The sequence below is a fragment of the Anaerocolumna cellulosilytica genome (assembly GCF_014218335.1).
Taxonomy (GTDB): domain Bacteria; phylum Bacillota; class Clostridia; order Lachnospirales; family Lachnospiraceae; genus Anaerocolumna; species Anaerocolumna cellulosilytica.
This window is the reverse complement of the sequence record NZ_AP023367.1, coordinates 5,157,511-5,176,475: the sequence shown is the minus strand read 5'-3', so window position 1 is coordinate 5,176,475 and position 18,965 is coordinate 5,157,511. Positions and strand designations below refer to the sequence as shown.

Sequence of the window (18,965 nt, the reverse complement as noted above, 5' to 3'; positions counted from 1 at the left end):
CGCCAATCTACTATTAGGTAAGGAAATAGTAAATTAGTACTATTAACTTGTATTATAATGTTTAAATTATCAGTGTCAAGAAAAATATTGTACTCCAATGCATAAACCCAAACATAAATTTTGATATATGACAGCAATATCTTATAATTTTTTACATTCCTTTTCAAAAAATCCAAAACTTATATGGAAATTAAATGTAAAAAATAAAAAAATGGAAATATTTTGTCACATTTCTTGTCACACCTTGATGTATGTAAAAATTTGCTTATAATTACTCTATAGCATGGCAAAGATATTTAACTAGGAAAGACCCCATATGTTGATTTGCAAATAAGGAGAGTATACTAAATGGGTTTTAATATTATACCCTATTTGGTGTACATTTTTAATTTCTAAAAAAAGATGTAAAAGTCTGGACAGCTACAAGGATATCTGAAATTGATACAAGGAGTACCCATGGAACCGAATAGTAATGATGAAATTGAAATTGATTTAAAAGAACTGTATCACTTGCTAAAAGTGCGTGCATGGATTATTCTCCTTTCTGCTTCTCTTGCAGCAGCAGGAGCGTGGTTTATCAGCAGCTATTTATTAACGCCTGTTTATAATTCTACTACAAAACTATATATACTTAATAAATCCACCTCTCTAACTGGTTTAAATCTGGAGGACCTGCAATTGGGAACCCAATTGACCCAGGACTACATGGTATTGGTAAAGAGCAGGCCGGTGGTAAGTCAGGTGATAGAGAATCTAAATCTTACTATGCCTTATGAAGAGATGCTGCAAAGCATAACCATTAATAATCCAAGTGATACACGCATATTAGAGATTACCGCCAGGTACCCAGACCCCTATCTGGCAAAAAGAATTGTGGATGAATTCGCAAAGGTGTCTTCAATTCGTATAGCTAATATTATGGAAACCTCTGTACCTGCTATTGTAGAGGAAGGATACATGCAGGCCTATCCATCCGGGCCTAACGTACGGAAAAATACAATAATAGGAGCCTTTTTAGGGGGAGCTTTGTCAGCTGCCGGTATAATCCTGTTGTATTTGCTGGATGATACCATTAAGAGTTCCCGGGATGTAAAAAGGTATCTAGAGCTTAATACCATTGGAGTAATTCCAGTAGAATACAGCAGAGTAAGACAACAACGAGCTGATAATAGAAAAGAAAAACAGAAAAAAGCTAGTAAAGATAAGCAGAGAGGCAAAGAATAAGTACATGAACAGAATCGCATCAAAAAATGGATTAGAGCCGGATTACTGGGCAAAGGAAGCTTATAAGACTTTAAGAAGCAATATTCAGTTTTTGGGAGACGACATTCAGGTTATTACATTTACTAGTTGTACTCCGAATAAAGAAAATACAAATGTATCATTTAAACTGGCAGAGTCTTTTGTCAAAACTGGAAAGAGACTCCTTCTCATTGATGCAGACCTGAGAGAATCTGCCTTGCATAAACCACAACAGAATAAAGAAGGAAAGAAAGGGCTTACACACTACCTCACAAATCAGTGCGGTATAGGGGATGTAATAATCCCTTCGGATGTTGAGGATGTAGACCTTATCTTAGCAGGAACAAAGGAAACGGATACAACAGAGCTTTTAGGACAGCAAAAATTTGAAGAGATGATTGGGAGACTTAGAAATAGTTATGACTACATCTTTATTAATACGCCCCCTGTAGGTGTGTATATTGATAGCGCCATAGTTGCCGGGGTATCTGACGGAGTTGTCATAGTAATTGAAAGTAATGCCATAAACCGACGATTTGCAAAAGAGGCAAAGGAACAGCTTGAAGCCTCCAAATGCAGAATATTAGGTGTGGTTCTTTATAAAGCTCAGTTGGGGAGGAAAAGATTTCTTTTAAAATAAGGCTGATAAAGTAAAAAGCTATCTATACACAGGTAATTAAATAATCAAAGCATGGTTATGCAGAAGAGGAGTTATATGAAACAGGGAGTTAAAGCTTTAGAGACGATAGCAGCAAAGCAATTTTATGTGTTTAACATAAATCTTATCTTTTTATTTTTAATTGTATTCTGTTTAATTCTGGCACTCGCAGTGTGCAGACGGCTGTCAAAGAGGTACAATCTGTATGAGAGTAAAAAAGACACAGAGCTGTTAAGGCAGCGTACATAAAAAGGTTGGATAAAATATGGGAAACAGAAAAAGCAAAGTAGGCGAGAAGCTTATCATAGTAGTGGATATAGTCAGTATAATAGGTTCATTCATACTGTCGGTTGCGGTTCAATATAACCGGATTGGTACTAATGATTTAACGAGCTTGTATGTCAGTACAGTATTTATTATGTTGTTAAGCCACATGGTGAGTTATGCAACAGGAATGAATAGGAAACAGGTATTTAAACGGGGATTCACAGAGGAGGGCTTTGCCATAGTAAAGGAACAGGTTAAGCTGATGGCAATTCTTGTTACATATCTGTATCTTACAAAACAGGGAGAGAGTTATTCTAGACTATTTGTAGTAATATTCTTTCTCTTAAATTATCTCATCACCTATGTTTTGCGCAGTTACTTAAAAGTATTTATGTTTGCTTGTTATAAAAGAAGTACATCTAGTAATAAGGTACTGCTAATTACTACATCAGACCGGGCAGAGGATGTAATTCACAGAATCAGAGCTGAACGTGAGTGGGCAATTCTAATCAGTGATATGGCAATCATTGATAAAGATATGGTGGGAGAGTGTATAGAGGGCATTACAGTGCTTGGGAGCAAAAGTAATCTAATGGAGATAGCCAGACTGAATGTGCTTGATGAAGTATTTATTAGTCTTCCGCAACAATGCAATTTTAATCTGAATGAGGCCATCTATGAATTTGAGAAAATGGGAGTCGTAGTACATATAGGTATTGAAATAAATCCTATGTTTCATTTTAAGAATAAGTATCTGGAGAATTTTGCAGGATATCAGGTAATCACCTTTTCAACCGGAATATTTGATGCCAGACAGGAACTTTTAAAGCGGGTCTTAGACTTTGCCGGAGGAATAATTGGAGTTGTGGCTACAGCTATAATTACCCTGCTTTTAGCACCCATTATAAAATTAGATTCTAAGGGCCCGGTTTTCTTTTCACAGGTTAGGGTGGGCAGAAACGGAAGAAAATTTAAAATCTATAAATTTCGTTCCATGTATGAAAATGCAGAAGAAATGAAAAAAGACCTACTGGATAAAAATGATATACAGGGTTTTATGTTTAAGATGAAGGATGATCCCCGTATTACAAAAGTGGGCAAATTTATACGGAAAACAAGTCTGGATGAATTCCCTCAGTTTTTAAATGTGTTAAAGGGTGATATGAGTCTGGTTGGGACAAGACCTCCTACGCTAGATGAATTCGAAAAATATGAAGTAAGGCATAAAAGGAGGCTTAGTTTACGGCCTGGCCTTACCGGGCTTTGGCAGGTCAGCGGCAGAAGTGATATACAGGATTTTGAGGAAGTTGTTAAATTGGACTTGGAGTATATTGACAACTGGAGCATTGGACTTGATATTAAGTTGATTTTAAAGACGATTTGTGTTGTAGTGCTTAAAAAAGGAGGACGGTAGAAGATGAAAGTATGTTTTGTTGGGTCAAGCGGCGGACATCTTATGCATCTGTATATGCTAAAACGTTTCTGGGCAGACAAAGAACGCTTCTGGGTAACCTTTGATAAAGAGGATGCCAGAAGTCTGCTGGGAGAAGAAAAGATGTATTCATGTTACTTCCCAAGTAATCGCAATATTAAAAATCTTATTAAGAACACATTTGTAGCTGCCAAAGTTCTAAAGAATGAGAAACCGGATGTTATCATTTCTTCCGGTGCAGCCGTGGCAGTCCCCTTTTTTTATATAGGTAAGCTTTTGGGAGCTAAATTAATTTATATCGAGGTCTTTGATCGGATTGATAAGTCCACTTTGACCGGTAAACTTGTATATCCAATTACAGATAAGTTCATTGTACAGTGGGAGGAACAAAAGACAGTGTACCCAAAAGCAATTAATTTGGGCAGCATTTTTTAATCTTACACAGGTTGTTTTGAAGAAAAGAGAGAATAAGAATGATATTTGTAACAGTAGGGACACATGAGCAGCCTTTTAACAGGCTTATTAAGTTTGTAGATACATTAAAAGCGGACAATGTAATTAAGGAAAATATAATCATACAGACAGGCTTTAGTACGTATGAACCAAAAGCCTGTCATTGGAGCAAGCTTTTTACCTATGAGGAAATGCAGAAAAATGTAGAAAATGCTCGTATTGTTATCACGCATGGTGGACCGGCCAGTTTCTTTATGCCACTGCAAATGGGGAAAATTCCAATTGTAGTTCCCAGACAGGTTGGCTTTGGTGAGCATGTTAATAATCATCAGGTGGATTTTGCTAAAATGCTGAGCAGAAGAAGAGGGACAATCTTACCTGTCTATGCGATAGAAACATTAGAAGAGGTTATTCTTACATATGATACCCTTATTGAAAGGATTGCGGCTGATATGAAAAGTAATAATACAGTATTTTGTAATAAGCTAGAAGAATTAGTTGAAGAGATAATTGAGATGTAATGTATATAAAGTCCGGGATAAAAAGTTTTTCATTAAACGGAGGATGGCGTCAGGTGAGGCAAAAGATAAAAGTTTTAGCAGTAAATACGGCAGGGCTTACAACAAATGGGATTTCAGCAGTAATATATGATTATTATTCGGCAATGGATTTAGAACCTTTTGCAATCGATGTCCTGTCAATTGGAGCGTACAGCATTTCCTTAGTGGAAGCCTTTGAAGAACTTGGAATTACCATATATTATCTGCCCTCTAGAAAAGATGAACTTTTTAAATATGTGAAAGGTCTAATAAAGCTATTTCAAATACAACAGTATGATATATTGCATGTTCATGGGAACAGTGCAACCCTGGCTATTGAGCTTATGATAGCCAAATTATGCGGATGTAAAATAAGAATTGCCCATTCTCATAACACTACCTGTGATTATAAGAAAGCGGATAAAGTCTTAAGACCCGTATTTAACAGAACCTATACACATGCATTTGCCTGTGGGCAAAAGGCCGGAGAATGGCTTTATGGCAAAAAAGACTTTACAGTAATGAAAAATGGACGGGATATTATGAAATACCGCTTTCATCCTTATAAACGGGAAGAAGTCAGAAAAATGTTGGGTCTTGATAAAACGACACTTGCAATTGGTCATATTGGTAATTTTAATGAGCAAAAGAATCATGAGTTTTTAATTCATGTGTTTTACGAGGTTTATAAGGAAAGAAAGGATGCAAAGTTATTTTTAGCGGGGTTTGGACCTAAGGAAGAATTCATAAAAATGCTTGTACATACGCTGGGTCTTAAAGACCGGGTAGTGTTTCTGGGTGTAATTGATAATGTACATGAAATCTTACAAGCGATGGATGTTATGTTACTGCCGTCTTTGTATGAAGGGCTGCCACTGGTTGTGGTGGAATGGCAGATTGCAGCTTTGCCATGTATCATATCAGAGGTTGTAAGCAGAGAATGTGTTTACACAGATTTAGTAAGGCTCCTACCGTTAAATTGCACTTATACAAGGTGGGCAAAGAATATATTGGAAATTGATACGAAAAAGCGGCAGCTTTATGCAGACTCAGTAGTTAGTTTAACTCGTGAGCATGAGTATGATATTGCTTGTGAGGCTGAAAGACTGGCAGAATTTTATTTACAATGCAGAGACAGCAATGCTGTGCCAATGGAAGGATGTGGCTATGGTAGAAATTAGTTTTGTAGTAATTGGATTTAATGTGGAACAATACATAGAGAAATGCCTGTATTCACTACTTAACCAAAGTTATTCCGATTATGAAGTAATCTTCATTGACGATGGTTCAACCGATAAGACAAAGGTCATCGTTGCCAATCTGGTACAAAGATATGATAAATTAAGTTACTATGGTCAGTCGAACCAGGGTGCCAACAGTGCACGTATACACGGGGTTCAAAAGGCACAGGGAAAGTATATTGTCTTCGTAGATGGAGACGATTGGGTTCATAACCGGCTGGTAGAAAACGTATCAAATTACACCCGGGATTTTAAGCAGGATATAGTAATTTACAATTTTTCTGTCTTTAACTCCAAAGGGGAATTTAGAGTAAACCAGAAGCACAGAACCGGAGAGTATAACAGGGAGAGTTATATTAAAGCCATATTATCCGAATCACTTACTCCATATTTTTGGAACAGATGTTATAAAAAGGACTTTTTAATAAGGGCAGCGTATGAAACCATTCCCAGGATAACAATGGGTGATGATTTGGCAGCAAATATCAGGTTTGCAGAATATAATCCCGTAATACTATCTATACCAGAGGTGCTGTATTATTACTTTAATAATGAAAGCGGTGTTTCCAGAAAACCTACAAAAAAACACTTAGAAATTCTTCAGGCAATGGAGGATGTAAGGCAAACTCTTAATCGGATAGATTATAAAGAGTATAAGACTTATTTTGAATATAGGTATTACAAAATGTTTCTTTATTATGTAGTAAGAAATAAGTATGAAAAAACGGATATCCAGGACACGATTTATCGTACCTGGAAACATGAAAATATAAACCTCAAAAAGAATAAACTGGTTTCAGAAGATATAAAGGAAAGGAAGTTTTTAGAAAAATTTCTGTTATATGCGTATCATTATAAGTATGATTTTGGCTACTTCTTGGCAAGCCTGTATATAAAATACATGGGCAGGAGAACAACTTGAAGTTTAAGAAAAGTAAAATATATCTGATACTACTTTGCTTTACTTATTTTAGAGATATTCTGGATATCTTGTGGGGACAGTATAGTTCTTATCTTACGTTGATGGGTTATCTTTTAATTGCTGCTATTTTTGTATTGTATTGTATCAATACGAATCGATTATATCTGAATAGAGTTGATTTTTTTTGTCTTACTGCTTTTGTGCTTGGGCAATGCATGGGTTATGCATACAGCTATACTACTAGTTATCCCAATAATAATATAGAACGGGCAATCATATGGATTTTTTCCTATTTTATTTTTGTTATATTTCCCAGAAAAGTAATTATAACAAAAAAAGAAATGGAGCAATTACTAAAGATTATCATTGCTGTGGCACTTTTTAGTGCTATATATGCTGTTGTTTTTCAGTTAAATGGAGAAGCATTTTCGTTTCGGGGCAATAGTAATTTTAACATGTCCAATTCCTATCGCTCTATCTGGGGACACCGTAACCAATTTGGTGTTATTTTATTAGGAGGAATTATTGCAACCTGGTATTTCATGCATCAGGTAAAAAAGAAAGGAAAACTAAGGCTATTAATTCTATTTTTAACAGTTAATTTGGCTTTTACCTTTTCAAGAACCTGCTATGTTGCATTCTTGGCATATATCTTTGGATATATGTTGTGTGAATGGAAGATTCATAAAAAGGCAGTCATAGCCCTTATCTTTTTAGTACTTTTGTGCTTTGTACTTTATCTCTTTGTTCCTTTGGTAACTGATTTTGCAGATAAATATATGATACGGGAAAGCTCTGGTTTAACGGGACGGGATACTTTATGGCAGGTAGCTTTTGATTTACTGGATACGATTACTTTATGGTTTGGAAGAGGGATGGGAATTGACAGAGTGGTGTTAGCAGAAGATACGGTTGGTGCCGGAGTGGGATTTCACAGCATGTATATTACATATCTACTATCAGGGGGCATTATTTTAAGTGCAGTCGTTGTTGTTGTGATAGGAAGAAACCTCTATTTGATTTGGAATAAGTTAAGTAAGATAAGCCGTCCTGTTTTTGACTGGGCCGTTGGCAGTATTATAGCATTTTTGGTATATCCCGTTTTTGAAGTAAGTGCATTCTTTGTATTAACTTCACCATCTCTTATTCAGACCTTTTATGTGTTAACGATCCCGCTTTTATTGAGTGGCAATGCACAACTATTTAAAGGAGAGACTGCTTATGAAACACGCCTTCTTAATCATAGCCCATAATGAATTAGAGGTTTTAAAAGCATTGATAAGCCTGTTAGATAACAGGAATAATGATTTATATATTCATATGGACAAAAAATTTAAGACTTGGAATGAAAATGAACTTAAGAAGTGTGCTAAGCGTTCAAAGATAAAAGTCTTAAGTGAAATTTCTGTTAACTGGGGTGATGCGTCCCAGGTGGAGTGTCAGTACTTATTACTTCGAAGTGCTTTTGCAGGTGAGTATGATTATTATCACTTTTTGTCAGGGGCAGACCTACCCTTAAAATCTAATTTAGATATACATACATTTTTTAGAAAGCATGCAGGGAAGCAGTTCATACATTTTGATAGTCCGGTCGCCGGAAAAGAGGCATTAAACCGTGTGATGTATCGCCATCCGTTTGGCAAATATCTAAAGTGTACCAGGTACAAGACAGTTACAAAAGTATTATTTTTAACAGATGATTTTCTGGTAAAAATTCAAACCGTATTGGGTCTAAAAAGAAAACTTTATTATGAAACCATCCAAAAGGGCTGTAATTGGTGCAGTATCACAAAGGAGTTTGCAGATTACGTACTGAGAGAAGAAAAGAAGGTAATGGTAATGCTAAAGAAAAGCTTGTGTGGTGATGAAATATTTATACAGACCCTGTGTGTTAATTCTCCTTTCATTCATCAATTGTACGACAAAGTTTTTTCTAATAATTACAATGCCTGCAAAAGGCTTATTATTTGGAATGAGGAGAATAGAAAAAGCCCCAAGGTACTCAGGGAGGAAGACTGGGGTCGTTTACTTAATACGTCTTCTTTGTTTGGAAGAAAGTTCAGTATGGATAAGCAGAAAGACTTTACACAGCGATGGATTTCTCATATTCGAACAGAGAATAGACGGTCTATAGTTAGATAATTGCTTTTGCCTACTTCCGCCTCTAGACCTACTATTTAACAATCCTCTACAATTTATATTTAACGAAAGGAGCTATATGAAAATAGGTATCATTACATTTCATGAATCGAATAATTGCGGTTCCATGCTGCAAAGCTATGCCTTACAAAAAACGCTGGAACGCATGGGATATAAGAATGAGATTATTAATTTTTCAAACAATGAACAACAGCATATGTACGCGTTATTTCGCAAACCGCGAAGTTTAAAGGATATTGCCTTAAACATGGTCACCTTACTGTTCTATCCACGCTTTAAATGCCACTATGAGGATTACAAATCCTTTTTGCGTAAGTGGCTGGTACTGGGAAAGACACGATATACAGATAACCTTCAGCTTATGGACAACCCGGGAGATTATGATGCTTACATAACAGGAAGTGACCAGGTGTGGAACACAACCTGTCCCGACGGAGATGATGCTTATTATCTGAACTTTGTCTCTGATAAATTAAAGATTGCGTATGCTCCAAGCTTTGGAGCAACTTATCTTACAGAGGAAGAAAAAGAGCCGGAAACATATATTAAATATTTAAAAGACTTTGACTATATGTCTATTCGTGAAGATAATGGAGCAAAATGGATTTATGAAATGACCGGACAGACAGTACCTGTACTCCTTGACCCAACAATGTTGCTAGGCAGCAATGAATACGCCAAAATGGCAGCAAAGGAGACCGCTGTTAAGGGAAAGTACATTTTTTACTATGCCTTCCGCTATTCCGAAGAGGTAAACCGGGTGGTTCGGGCTATTTCAAAGCAATTGAATATGCCGGTTTATATAATTGATGCCAAGTCCTGGGTTAAGAAAGGGGCTCGTTTTGGCTTTCGCCTAACAAAAAAAAGCGGTCCCCTAGTATTTTTAAAAATGATTGCAGAAGCCCAATTGGTTTTGACAACCTCCTTTCATGGAACCGCTTTTTCGATTATAAACCATAAGAAGTTCTGGTTTATTGACAGTTCAATGCATAATGCCAATGATGACAGGGCTATAACCATTTTAAACATGTTTGGTCTAAAGGAGCGAATGGTTACTGGTGACGAACTTTTAATAAAGGATGTGATGTCTGGGATTACATTCACCTATGCAGACCAGCAATTAAAAAGGATGCAGACTAAATCTATAAATTTTTTACAGGAATCGCTCCGGAAAAAATAAGAAACTAGAATGCAGATAGGTTTTTGTCAACTGCTAGAGAATTAAGAGTAGGAGTTATGCGCGTGGGCACCTTAAAAAAGAATTTTATTTATAATATATCCTATCAATTTTTATCTTTGTTTCTTCCTTTAGTTACTACCCCATACATTTCGAGAGTACTTGGTGCAGATGGAATCGGTGAATATTCCTATACCTATTCGGTTGTTTATTATTTTATGTTGGTTGCAATGCTTGGTATTACTCAGCATGGTAACCGTACCATAGCCTCATCAGGAACAGGCATGGAAAAACGCAGTGAAGTATTTTGGAATATTTATACGGTGCAATTAATTACCCATGGAGTTGGTGTTCTAATCTATCTTATATACTTGCTGATGGTGGTAAAGAATAGCAGCCCCTTACCATGGCTTCAGTTGATATTTTTGTGCTCCGGTATTTTTGATATAAGCTGGCTGTATTTTGGTTTGGAGAATTTTAGGTTTACTGTATTGCGGAATGTGTTAATTAAACTGGCAACGGTGGTTCTGATTTTTCTCTATGTAAAAGATACAGGAGATTTATGGATATTCACCTTGATAATGGCAGTGGGAACGCTTTTAAGCCAGGTTTATTTGTGGCTATATCTGCGTAAATTTGTAACGTTTGTAAGACCAGACATAAAAGGAATACGTTGTCAGCTTAAGCCTATCATAACTCTGTTTATTCCAGTACTGGCGTTTAGCGTCTATAAGGTAATGGACAAAATTATGCTAGGGAATATGTCAACCTATGAACAGGTAGGATTTTATGAAAACGCCACGAAGATTAATAATATACCCATAGGTTTCATAAATGCCATGGGCATCGTCATGCTTCCACGGATGACCAATATTGCTACCACGGGAACGAAAGAAGATGGTGAGAAATATATAGAGAATTCCTTTATGCTGGTGAATATTATTGCATCTGCTATGGTATTTGGCATGATTGGAGTAAGTCATAATTTTGTTACCCTATATTTTGGAGAAGGGTTTAAAGAATGTGGTGTTTTACTGGTATACCTGACTTTGAGCGTATTTTTTATAGCCTGGGCAAATATCATCAGGACACAATATCTCATTCCCCAAGGCATGGACATGGTATATGTTATATCTACAATTGTTGGAGCAGTACTTAATCTGACGATTAACCTGATGCTGATTCCTAGATATCAGGCTAAGGGTGCAGCCATTGGCACTATAGTTGCTGAGTTTTCCGTTATGTTTGTGCAGATGATTTGGCTGCGCAAACAATTACCGGTAATAAGGTATATCACCAATTCCCTTCCATACCTTTTAACAGGTGTTATAATGATGTTTCTGGTTTCTATTTGTGGTAACTGGTTAGGAACAGGACTTGTTCAATTACTGGTACAAATTGGATTGGGTGGTGTGTTTTGTATTATTTTTACAATTCTAATAGCTACTTTACGAAAGGATTTATTTTATAAGGTGGTTATAAAGGGGATTAGTGTGAAGTTAAAAAGCAATTCTACACCCTGATTAGCGGTATTACATGTAAAAAGGGTTTAAAAATAAAAGGGAACAGCACTTAGATAAGGCAAGTTTAAAGGAGTGTCCCTAGGATTTATAAAAAAAACTTTAATTTCATGGCTATAAATGTTATAATAAACTTTACGATAAACATTTGTAAATATTAGTTATAGAAAGTTGCCGCATCTAATTTTAATGGTGAAATTATCTCACCTTTATTAAGGCGGCAATACTGCAGGCAAGCTTGTAGTATGAAATGGGTGTAAAAATGAAAAGGAAGATAAAAGTAAAAGGAGCATTGAAGGCATATCTGCAATGGCCTGTTATGTTATCTCTACTGTTGATAGCTATGAATCTATCGATTCATCTGGTTGACCGGCAGGCAGGGATTATCATGACCGGTTTTGTTATTGTGTATGTTCTGATCGCACTGTTTCTGTACTTTTTTAAAAGACCTTACATCGTTGGAGACTTAATTCGCTATGCGGCGGATTATGGACAGGTTCAAAAGCAGCTTTTAAAAGAAATGGCACTGCCTTATGCGGTGCTGGATTATGACGGAAGACTGCTTTGGGGTAATAATGAATTCCTCGATATGATTGAAAATGAATTTAAGGCACAAAAATCCATAAGCAATATATTTCCTGAGATTACAGAAGCAGTCTTGCCAAGAGATATGCAGGATCAGACAGTTCCGCTGCTTCGGGGCAATAATTATTATAAGGTGGTACTTCGTAAAATTATTGCAGAAGATTTTTCAGAGAACAGTCCCTGGGGCTACCAGGATGAGGATATGGACTTTAGTGACGCAAACAGTCTGATAGCCATGTATATCTATGATGAAACGGAAATCAAGAGTTTAATAAAACAAAACAATGATCAGAAAATGATAACGGGTCTACTCTATATTGATAACTATGAAGAAGCTCTTGAAAGTATTGATGAAGTTAGGCGTTCACTTTTAATTGCCTTAGTAGACCGAAAAATAAATAAATACATGCAAAGTATTGATGCTATTGTAAAGAAACTAGAAAAGGATAAGTATATTTTTGTATTTAAGCAAAAATATCTTCCTCAGCTTCAAGCGAACAAATTTAATCTGTTAGAGGAAGTAAGGGCAGTCAATATCGGAAATGAGATGTCAGTAACGATTAGTATTGGACTTGGGGTTCATACAGATTCTTATCAGGTAAGCTATGAATATGCCAGAGCCGCCATTGATTTAGCTCTTGGCAGGGGCGGTGACCAGGCCGTTGTTAAGGAAGGAGAAAAACTTCTCTATTATGGCGGTAAGAGTATACAACTTGAAAAGAGTACCAGAGTGAAGGCAAGAGTGAAGGCTCATGCCTTAAAAGAGTTTGTAGAAGCTAAGGACAAAGTTGTAATTATGGGACATGCTATTGGGGATGTGGATTCCTTTGGCGCGGGAATTGGTATATATCGTATTGCTAAGACCCTGAATAAAAAAGCCCATATTGTCATTAATGAAGTTACAACTTCTGTCAGACCGTTGATGAACCGATTTATTAATAATCCGGAATATGAAGATGATATGTTCTTAAAAAGTGAACAGGCTATGGGGATTGTGGACAATAACACCTTGCTTGTAATAGTAGACGTAAACCGCCCAAACTACACAGAGTGTAAAGAATTGTTGTCATTAACCAAAACGATAGTAATTCTTGACCATCACAGGCAAACGGGTGAAGCCATTGAGAATGCAGTATTGTCCTATATTGAGCCTTATGCATCCTCTTCCTGCGAGATGGTTGCAGAAATACTTCAATACATCGGAGATGGGCTGAGATTAAAACAGGTTGAAGCAGATGCTATGTACTCAGGTGTAATGATTGATACCAATAACTTTTTAACAAAGACAGGTGTAAGAACCTTTGAAGCAGCAGCTTTTTTAAGAAGAAACGGAGCAGATGTAACCCGTATCCGGAAATCCTTTCGCAGTGATATGGATGAATACAAAGTTAAGGCAGAGGCAATTAGTGCAACAGAAGTTTATCTGGAGCATTTTGCTATAACAGTATGTTCAAGTGCAGGCGTAAGCAGTCCTACCGTATTAGGCGCACAGGTGGCTAATGAACTACTGAATATTACAAATATCCGAGCCACGTTTGTACTGACGGAATTTAATGATAAGATTTATCTAAGTGCAAGATCAATTGACGAAGTAAATGTTCAATTGATTATGGAGCGACTTGGAGGAGGAGGGCATATGAGTGTTGCGGGTGCCCAGTTTACAAATTGTACCCAGGCAGAAGCTATGTACAATTTAAAAGCGACCCTGTCCGCAATGAAACAAGAAGGAGAACTATAATAACTATGTCTAAAACAGTTCTTATGAACTGTACGGGACATGATTTCTGAAAGGAGATATAGATATGCAGATTATATTGACACAGGATGTTAAGGCGTTGGGAAAAAAAGGAGAGTTGGTAAATGTAAGTGACGGCTATGCCCGTAATTTTATATTGCCTAAAAAACTTGGATTAGAGGCTAATGCTAAAAATCTTAATGATTTAAAATTACAAAAAGCGGCAGAAGATAAGAGACAGAAAGAAATATTAGAAGAAGCCCAGGCTTTAGCCAAGGATTTAGAGAGTAAGACCTTGGATGTCAAAATAAAAGCAGGAGAAGGTGGAAGAACATTTGGGTCTATCTCATCCAAAGAAATTGCAAGTGCTTTAAAAACTCAGTATGGTATGGATATTGACAAGAAAAAACTGCAACTTCCAGAAGCAATTAAAACCATTGGAACACATACAGTTCCTGTTAAACTTCATCCCAAGGTTACAGCTGAACTTAAGGTGAAGGTAAGTGAACAATAATAGATAACTGCTGACTTTAGGAGGTAAATCAATGGATGAGGCATTTATAAAAAAGGTACTTCCTCATAGTGATGAAGCGGAACGTTCGGTAATTGGTTCTATGATTATGGATAAAGATGCCATAATTGCCGCTTCAGAACTTGTAATAGGGGAAGACTTTTACCAAAAGCGGTATGGGGTATTATATGATGCCATGATTGAGCTATTTAATGAAGGAAAACCTGTTGATTTGATTACTCTTCAAAACAAGTTAAAGGAAAAAGATGTTCCCCCGGAGCTATGCAGCCTTGAATTCATTAGAGATTTGATTGCATCGGTACCACTCTCAGCAAATATTAGGTACTATGCCAATATTGTAAAAGAAAAGTCTACCCTGCGCCAATTGATAAAGGTTACAGAATCCATTACCAACGAATGCTACTTAGATAAAGAGAAGATAGAGACAATACTTGAAGATTCTGAAAAAAAGATGTTCGATATCCTGCAAAAACGCAATTCCGGTGATTTTGTAAGTATCCGCGATGTTGTTTTTAAGTCTTTGGAAAGTATTGAAGCTGCGGCGAAAAACAAAGGCAGCGTTACCGGTGTTGCAACTGGCTTTTATGATTTGGACTATAAGACGGCAGGTTTACAGCCTTCCGATTTAATACTGATAGCAGCAAGACCTTCCATGGGTAAAACAGCTTTTGTATTAAATATTGCAGAGCATGTTGTGCTAAAAGGGAATACAACAACAGCTATTTTTAGTCTTGAAATGTCAAAGGACCAGTTGGTAAAGCGTATTATGGCAATGCACTCTAAGGTTAATTCTCAGGCAATACGTACCGGTGAATTAAGCGATGAAGAATGGCTGAAGTTAGTTGAAAGTGCCAGAATGATTGGTAACTCTAATTTAATTATAGATGATACATCAAGCATTTCTATTGGTGAACTTCGTTCCAAATGCCGTAAGTTTAAGCTAGAACATAATTTGGGTTTGGTAATCATTGATTACTTACAGCTTATGACAGGCAGTAAAAAATCTGAGTCAAGACAACAGGAAATTTCTGAAATATCAAGATCCTTAAAAGGCCTTGCCAGAGAGTTAAGTGTGCCTGTTATAGCTCTTTCCCAGTTAAGCCGTGCTGTAGAGCAAAGACCGGATAAACGCCCTATGCTTTCTGACTTGAGGGAATCCGGTGCTATCGAGCAGGATGCGGATATTGTTATGTTTTTGTATCGTGATGATTATTATAACCATGATTCAGAGGAAGCAGGTATATCAGAGGTAATTATTGGTAAGCAAAGAAATGGTCCTACCGGGACGGTTAAGCTTGCCTGGCTTTCTCAATTTACGAAATTTGCTAATCTGGAACGCCAGAATGGATAAAATTTAAGAGTAAATTAGACAACATAATAAGAAATAAGAAGATATATAGATATATTATATACGCCAGAACTCAGAAATTGAGCTCTGGCGGTTTTTATTTATTAACAGGGAATGTTAAGAAAAATATGATGCTGTTTTAATATGTCAAGGGGTGGTGGGTAGGACAAGCTGCTGACTGTTACTGTCGATAAGATAATTAAGAAATTACTTCTAGTATATTGCAATGAAAGATGCCTATGATATAATTAAATGAGTGTAAAAATATTACAATTAACCGAGGAGGAAGATTATGCACGATACTCGATATATGATATCAGAGGCCTCAAAAAGAATTGATGTGGAACAACATACATTACGATACTGGGAAGAAGAATTGAATATACATATACTAAGGAATGAGATGGGGCATAGATATTATAGGGAGGAGGATATTGAAGTTCTAAAGGCTGTTAAAATCCTCAAGGAAAAAGGCTATCAGCTACGGGCCATTAAAATGCTATTACCGGAGATTCAAAGACTGGGAAGGCTGGGGAAAGTAGAAGTAGAGAAAATGCAGCAAGAGTGGGATAAAAAATATATGGATGATATTGCAGGTGAAGCCGTACAATCAGCATTGGCCGTACAAGAAGATGAAGAGCCAAATGAAGCACAGGATATGATAGTGGAAAAGTCATCACAAAGACTGGAGCAGTTTAAAAATATCATGGGCAGATTAATAACAGAGGCCATTGAAGATAATAATGAGGCATTATCAGACGTGTTAAGTGAATCCATTACTACTAGTGTTATAAAAGAGATGGATTATCTACTGAAAGTAAAGGAAGAGCGTGAAGAAGAAAGATTTAAGCAGTTCGACCGAACTCTGAGAGAAATCCAGCAAGGTCGTGCAGAAATCGCTGCAGGCAAGAGTGAACGAATAAAAAAGAAGAAAGGGATATTTACTAAAAAAAGTTATACATAAAATTATGGACTGTTGTTCTTGTTTGTTAAGACAACAGTCCATAAGTGTTTGAATATATTAAGCCTCAATTGCTCCTGTTGGACATGTAGCAGCGCAAGCACCACAATCCAGACAGGAATCAGCATCGATTTCATAGTGGCTAGCGCCTTCGGAAATAGCTCCAACTGGACATTCTCCTGCACAAGCTCCGCAGCTAATACATTCATCAGAAATTTTATATGCCATAATTATGTACCTCCTATATATTATTTTCAATCTTTATTTTAATATAAATTACGGTATAATACAAGTTAAATATGCAACAAATTTAGGCAAAGAATTTGGAGGATTACATAGAAAATACTACCTTGACGCATAAAGCAACTTAGATTATAATGAAATTGTTAACAAACAAATTAACTAGTATAGTTTATAGATAAACTAAAGGAGGAATCATTATGGCACAGGTATCAAAAGACATGACAATTGGTGAAATCATCAATGTTGATCAGGGAGTTGTTTCTATTTTATTAGCTTCCGGTATGCATTGTATCGGCTGCCCTTCATCTCAGGGAGAATCCTTAGAAGAAGCTGCGATGGTACATGGAATGGATGCAGATGTATTATTATCAACAATCAATGAATATCTTCAGAATAAATAATAATGCATAGATGGCGCATTGCCATAGAAAAACAGACCGTAAGACAAGGATTACCTTGGATTCGGTCTGTTTTTCATTTATAGCTATGCCAGATACATGAATATAATTATAACAAATATCCTGTTCAAGCTAATTTTCTGTGTAAAAGTTATTATATCAATATTTAAATTTAGATACAAATTTACAGAACTATTCAATATCTATTATGATTAGATTGCAGATAAAATTTGTGTAGCATTATCTTTAATAATACTGTCAAAATGTTCATCATAAAAATATGGGCTAGCGTAAGTTGTACGCTCTGTTCGGCCATATTCAGATATAATATTACAGATTTTATTAAACTCTTCCGGAGTGTGGTCTGATTTGGTAATTACCAAATAGTATAAGGAACTTACCGGATTTTTATATAAACTGTTATTACCACTGTAATAATTACTAATGACACAGGATAGTTTTGTTACTTCATTCAAAGTCTTGAAAGAATATACTTTCATCAAATTTGTTTGATAGGAGACGCTTTTCTGATCTTCGTGGGGTTCTTCCTTATTAATGGATAATGCTTCTGCAAGTGGAACAAAATCTTCTTTTTCTTCCTCAGTAGATTCTCCCAATAACTCATCCATCTGTCCAAACGTGTTGATAATTTCGTCAGCATAAGATTCTTCTGAATCATCCTCGTATAAATCATCGTGGTCATCAGAATCGGGTGAAAACTTGGAAAAACGGGTATCCAGTTCATCAGGGTCTTCTACTTTAGTTATCACTAATATTAAACATTCAGGCGACACCGGAATGGCTTCTATCATCAAAGGAATGTCCTCGGCTTCGAAACCAAACTCATAGTTAGCCTGTTGCATCATATCTCGAAACAGGGCCTTTGCTTTTTCACTTCCGTAAGCAAGTTCACTAATTCGTAATTCTCGATCCACTAAATCATCTCTGCTTAAAGTACAGCGAATCTGGCGATCGCTAATTTTCTCTATCTTCATAGAATCACATCCTTTTCTATGTGCTGGCCTCATAAACAATTAAGTGCTGCAACATGATATAGTACAAGATATAAAGATAGCTATAGTTATGTTGTAAACAAAGTATAATTTAAATAATTAAGTTAGTCAAGTGATTTTTTACACCATGAAATGAGTTCATCCTACAATTATACTAGGTTTTCAAAAGGTATAAAAATTACTAAGTTTAATATGAATTACTGAGGTCAAGGCGCGAAAGTTTTAGTAAAAGTATAACTAACAAGATATGCTAACTGTATATCTGTTTATAATATATGCCGGGAGAGCATAAACATTACAAATCCACCCTCAATACCAGGTATTGGAAAAAGGGCAATAAGGCTTAGAGTGGGGTTACTTCTGATTTGTATAATTAGGATATATTACTATCATTAATTTGTATATATTTACCTTATAATTTTATAGGTATTTCAATAAATAGCATAAAATATTATGTTAAATTTACTATAAAACATTCAAAATTTTTGGCACCGTAACAGCTAAGAAAGGATTGAGAAAAAGATTTTAAATGGGTATAA

19 protein-coding genes are annotated in these 18,965 nt (G+C 36.1%); 17 read left to right on the top strand and 2 right to left on the bottom strand.

The window, feature by feature from the left end; translation table 11 throughout:
• Nucleotides 1-456 precede the first annotated feature (456 nt).
• The 16 genes from acsn021_RS21630 (at nucleotide 457) to acsn021_RS21555 (ending at nucleotide 16,775) form a co-directional block, all read left to right on the top strand.
• Nucleotides 457-1,224, top strand: a complete 768-nt coding sequence (locus tag acsn021_RS21630) for a YveK family protein (protein ID WP_184092137.1) — start codon at nucleotides 457-459, stop codon at nucleotides 1,222-1,224.
• A 4-nt stretch (nucleotides 1,225-1,228) separates the two neighbouring features.
• A complete protein-coding gene (locus tag acsn021_RS21625; RefSeq protein ID WP_184092135.1) occupies nucleotides 1,229-1,882 on the top strand; it encodes a CpsD/CapB family tyrosine-protein kinase in 654 nt (217 codons plus the stop codon).
• Nucleotides 1,883-1,957: 75 nt separating this feature from the next.
• The gene (locus acsn021_RS21620) at nucleotides 1,958-2,149 is read left to right on the top strand and encodes a hypothetical protein (RefSeq protein WP_184092133.1); all 192 of its coding nucleotides are present in this window, start codon (nucleotides 1,958-1,960) and stop codon (nucleotides 2,147-2,149) included.
• A gap of 16 nt (nucleotides 2,150-2,165) precedes the next feature.
• Nucleotides 2,166-3,581, top strand: a complete 1,416-nt coding sequence (locus acsn021_RS21615; RefSeq protein ID WP_184092131.1) for a sugar transferase — start codon at nucleotides 2,166-2,168, stop codon at nucleotides 3,579-3,581.
• Nucleotides 3,582-3,584: 3 nt separating this feature from the next.
• Nucleotides 3,585-4,034, top strand: coding sequence for a PssD/Cps14F family polysaccharide biosynthesis glycosyltransferase (pssD, locus tag acsn021_RS21610; RefSeq protein ID WP_184092129.1), 450 nt, complete (start codon nucleotides 3,585-3,587; stop codon nucleotides 4,032-4,034).
• Nucleotides 4,035-4,072: 38 nt separating this feature from the next.
• On the top strand, nucleotides 4,073-4,573 hold the full coding sequence (locus acsn021_RS21605) for a glycosyltransferase (RefSeq protein WP_184092127.1): 501 nt from the start codon (nucleotides 4,073-4,075) through the stop codon (nucleotides 4,571-4,573).
• A gap of 53 nt (nucleotides 4,574-4,626) precedes the next feature.
• A complete protein-coding gene (locus acsn021_RS21600) occupies nucleotides 4,627-5,772 on the top strand; it encodes a glycosyltransferase family 1 protein (protein WP_184092125.1) in 1,146 nt (381 codons plus the stop codon).
• Nucleotides 5,759-6,754, top strand: a complete 996-nt coding sequence (locus acsn021_RS21595) for a glycosyltransferase family 2 protein (RefSeq protein ID WP_184092123.1) — start codon at nucleotides 5,759-5,761, stop codon at nucleotides 6,752-6,754. The genes acsn021_RS21600 and acsn021_RS21595 overlap by 14 nt, the downstream gene beginning before the upstream one ends.
• Nucleotides 6,751-8,007: an O-antigen ligase family protein gene (locus acsn021_RS21590; RefSeq protein WP_184092121.1), complete on the top strand. Its 1,257-nt coding sequence runs from the start codon at nucleotides 6,751-6,753 to the stop codon at nucleotides 8,005-8,007. The genes acsn021_RS21595 and acsn021_RS21590 overlap by 4 nt, the downstream gene beginning before the upstream one ends.
• On the top strand, nucleotides 7,976-8,896 hold the full coding sequence (locus acsn021_RS21585; protein ID WP_184092119.1) for a beta-1,6-N-acetylglucosaminyltransferase: 921 nt from the start codon (nucleotides 7,976-7,978) through the stop codon (nucleotides 8,894-8,896). The genes acsn021_RS21590 and acsn021_RS21585 overlap by 32 nt, the downstream gene beginning before the upstream one ends.
• Nucleotides 8,897-8,972: 76 nt before the next feature.
• Complete coding sequence (locus acsn021_RS21580) at nucleotides 8,973-10,094, top strand: polysaccharide pyruvyl transferase family protein (RefSeq protein WP_184092117.1); 1,122 nt, start codon at nucleotides 8,973-8,975, stop codon at nucleotides 10,092-10,094.
• Nucleotides 10,095-10,156: 62 nt separating this feature from the next.
• Complete coding sequence (locus acsn021_RS21575; protein ID WP_184092115.1) at nucleotides 10,157-11,614, top strand: flippase; 1,458 nt, start codon at nucleotides 10,157-10,159, stop codon at nucleotides 11,612-11,614.
• A 259-nt stretch (nucleotides 11,615-11,873) separates the two neighbouring features.
• Nucleotides 11,874-13,934, top strand: coding sequence for a DHH family phosphoesterase (locus acsn021_RS21570; RefSeq protein ID WP_184092113.1), 2,061 nt, complete (start codon nucleotides 11,874-11,876; stop codon nucleotides 13,932-13,934).
• A gap of 64 nt (nucleotides 13,935-13,998) precedes the next feature.
• Nucleotides 13,999-14,445 carry a 50S ribosomal protein L9 gene (gene rplI, locus acsn021_RS21565; RefSeq protein ID WP_184092110.1) on the top strand — a complete coding sequence of 149 codons (447 nt, stop codon included), beginning with the start codon at nucleotides 13,999-14,001 and terminating at the stop codon, nucleotides 14,443-14,445.
• Between the two features lie 31 nt (nucleotides 14,446-14,476).
• Nucleotides 14,477-15,814, top strand: coding sequence for a replicative DNA helicase (gene dnaB / locus acsn021_RS21560; RefSeq protein WP_184092108.1), 1,338 nt, complete (start codon nucleotides 14,477-14,479; stop codon nucleotides 15,812-15,814).
• 289 nt (nucleotides 15,815-16,103) lie between these two features.
• Nucleotides 16,104-16,775: a helix-turn-helix domain-containing protein gene (locus tag acsn021_RS21555; protein ID WP_184092106.1), complete on the top strand. Its 672-nt coding sequence runs from the start codon at nucleotides 16,104-16,106 to the stop codon at nucleotides 16,773-16,775.
• 57 nt (nucleotides 16,776-16,832) lie between these two features.
• On the opposite strand, the gene acsn021_RS21550 is transcribed toward acsn021_RS21555, so the two are convergent.
• Nucleotides 16,833-17,000 carry a DUF362 domain-containing protein gene (locus acsn021_RS21550; protein ID WP_184092104.1) on the bottom strand — a complete coding sequence of 56 codons (168 nt, stop codon included), beginning with the start codon at nucleotides 16,998-17,000 and terminating at the stop codon, nucleotides 16,833-16,835.
• 212 nt (nucleotides 17,001-17,212) lie between these two features.
• On the opposite strand from acsn021_RS21550, the gene acsn021_RS21545 reads away from it, so the two are divergent.
• Nucleotides 17,213-17,416, top strand: coding sequence for a DUF1858 domain-containing protein (locus acsn021_RS21545; protein ID WP_184092102.1), 204 nt, complete (start codon nucleotides 17,213-17,215; stop codon nucleotides 17,414-17,416).
• Between the two features lie 209 nt (nucleotides 17,417-17,625).
• Here acsn021_RS21545 and acsn021_RS21540 read toward each other — a convergent pair whose 3' ends face one another.
• A complete protein-coding gene (locus acsn021_RS21540; RefSeq protein WP_184092100.1) occupies nucleotides 17,626-18,408 on the bottom strand; it encodes an adaptor protein MecA in 783 nt (260 codons plus the stop codon).
• Between the last annotated feature and the right edge of the window lie 557 nt (nucleotides 18,409-18,965).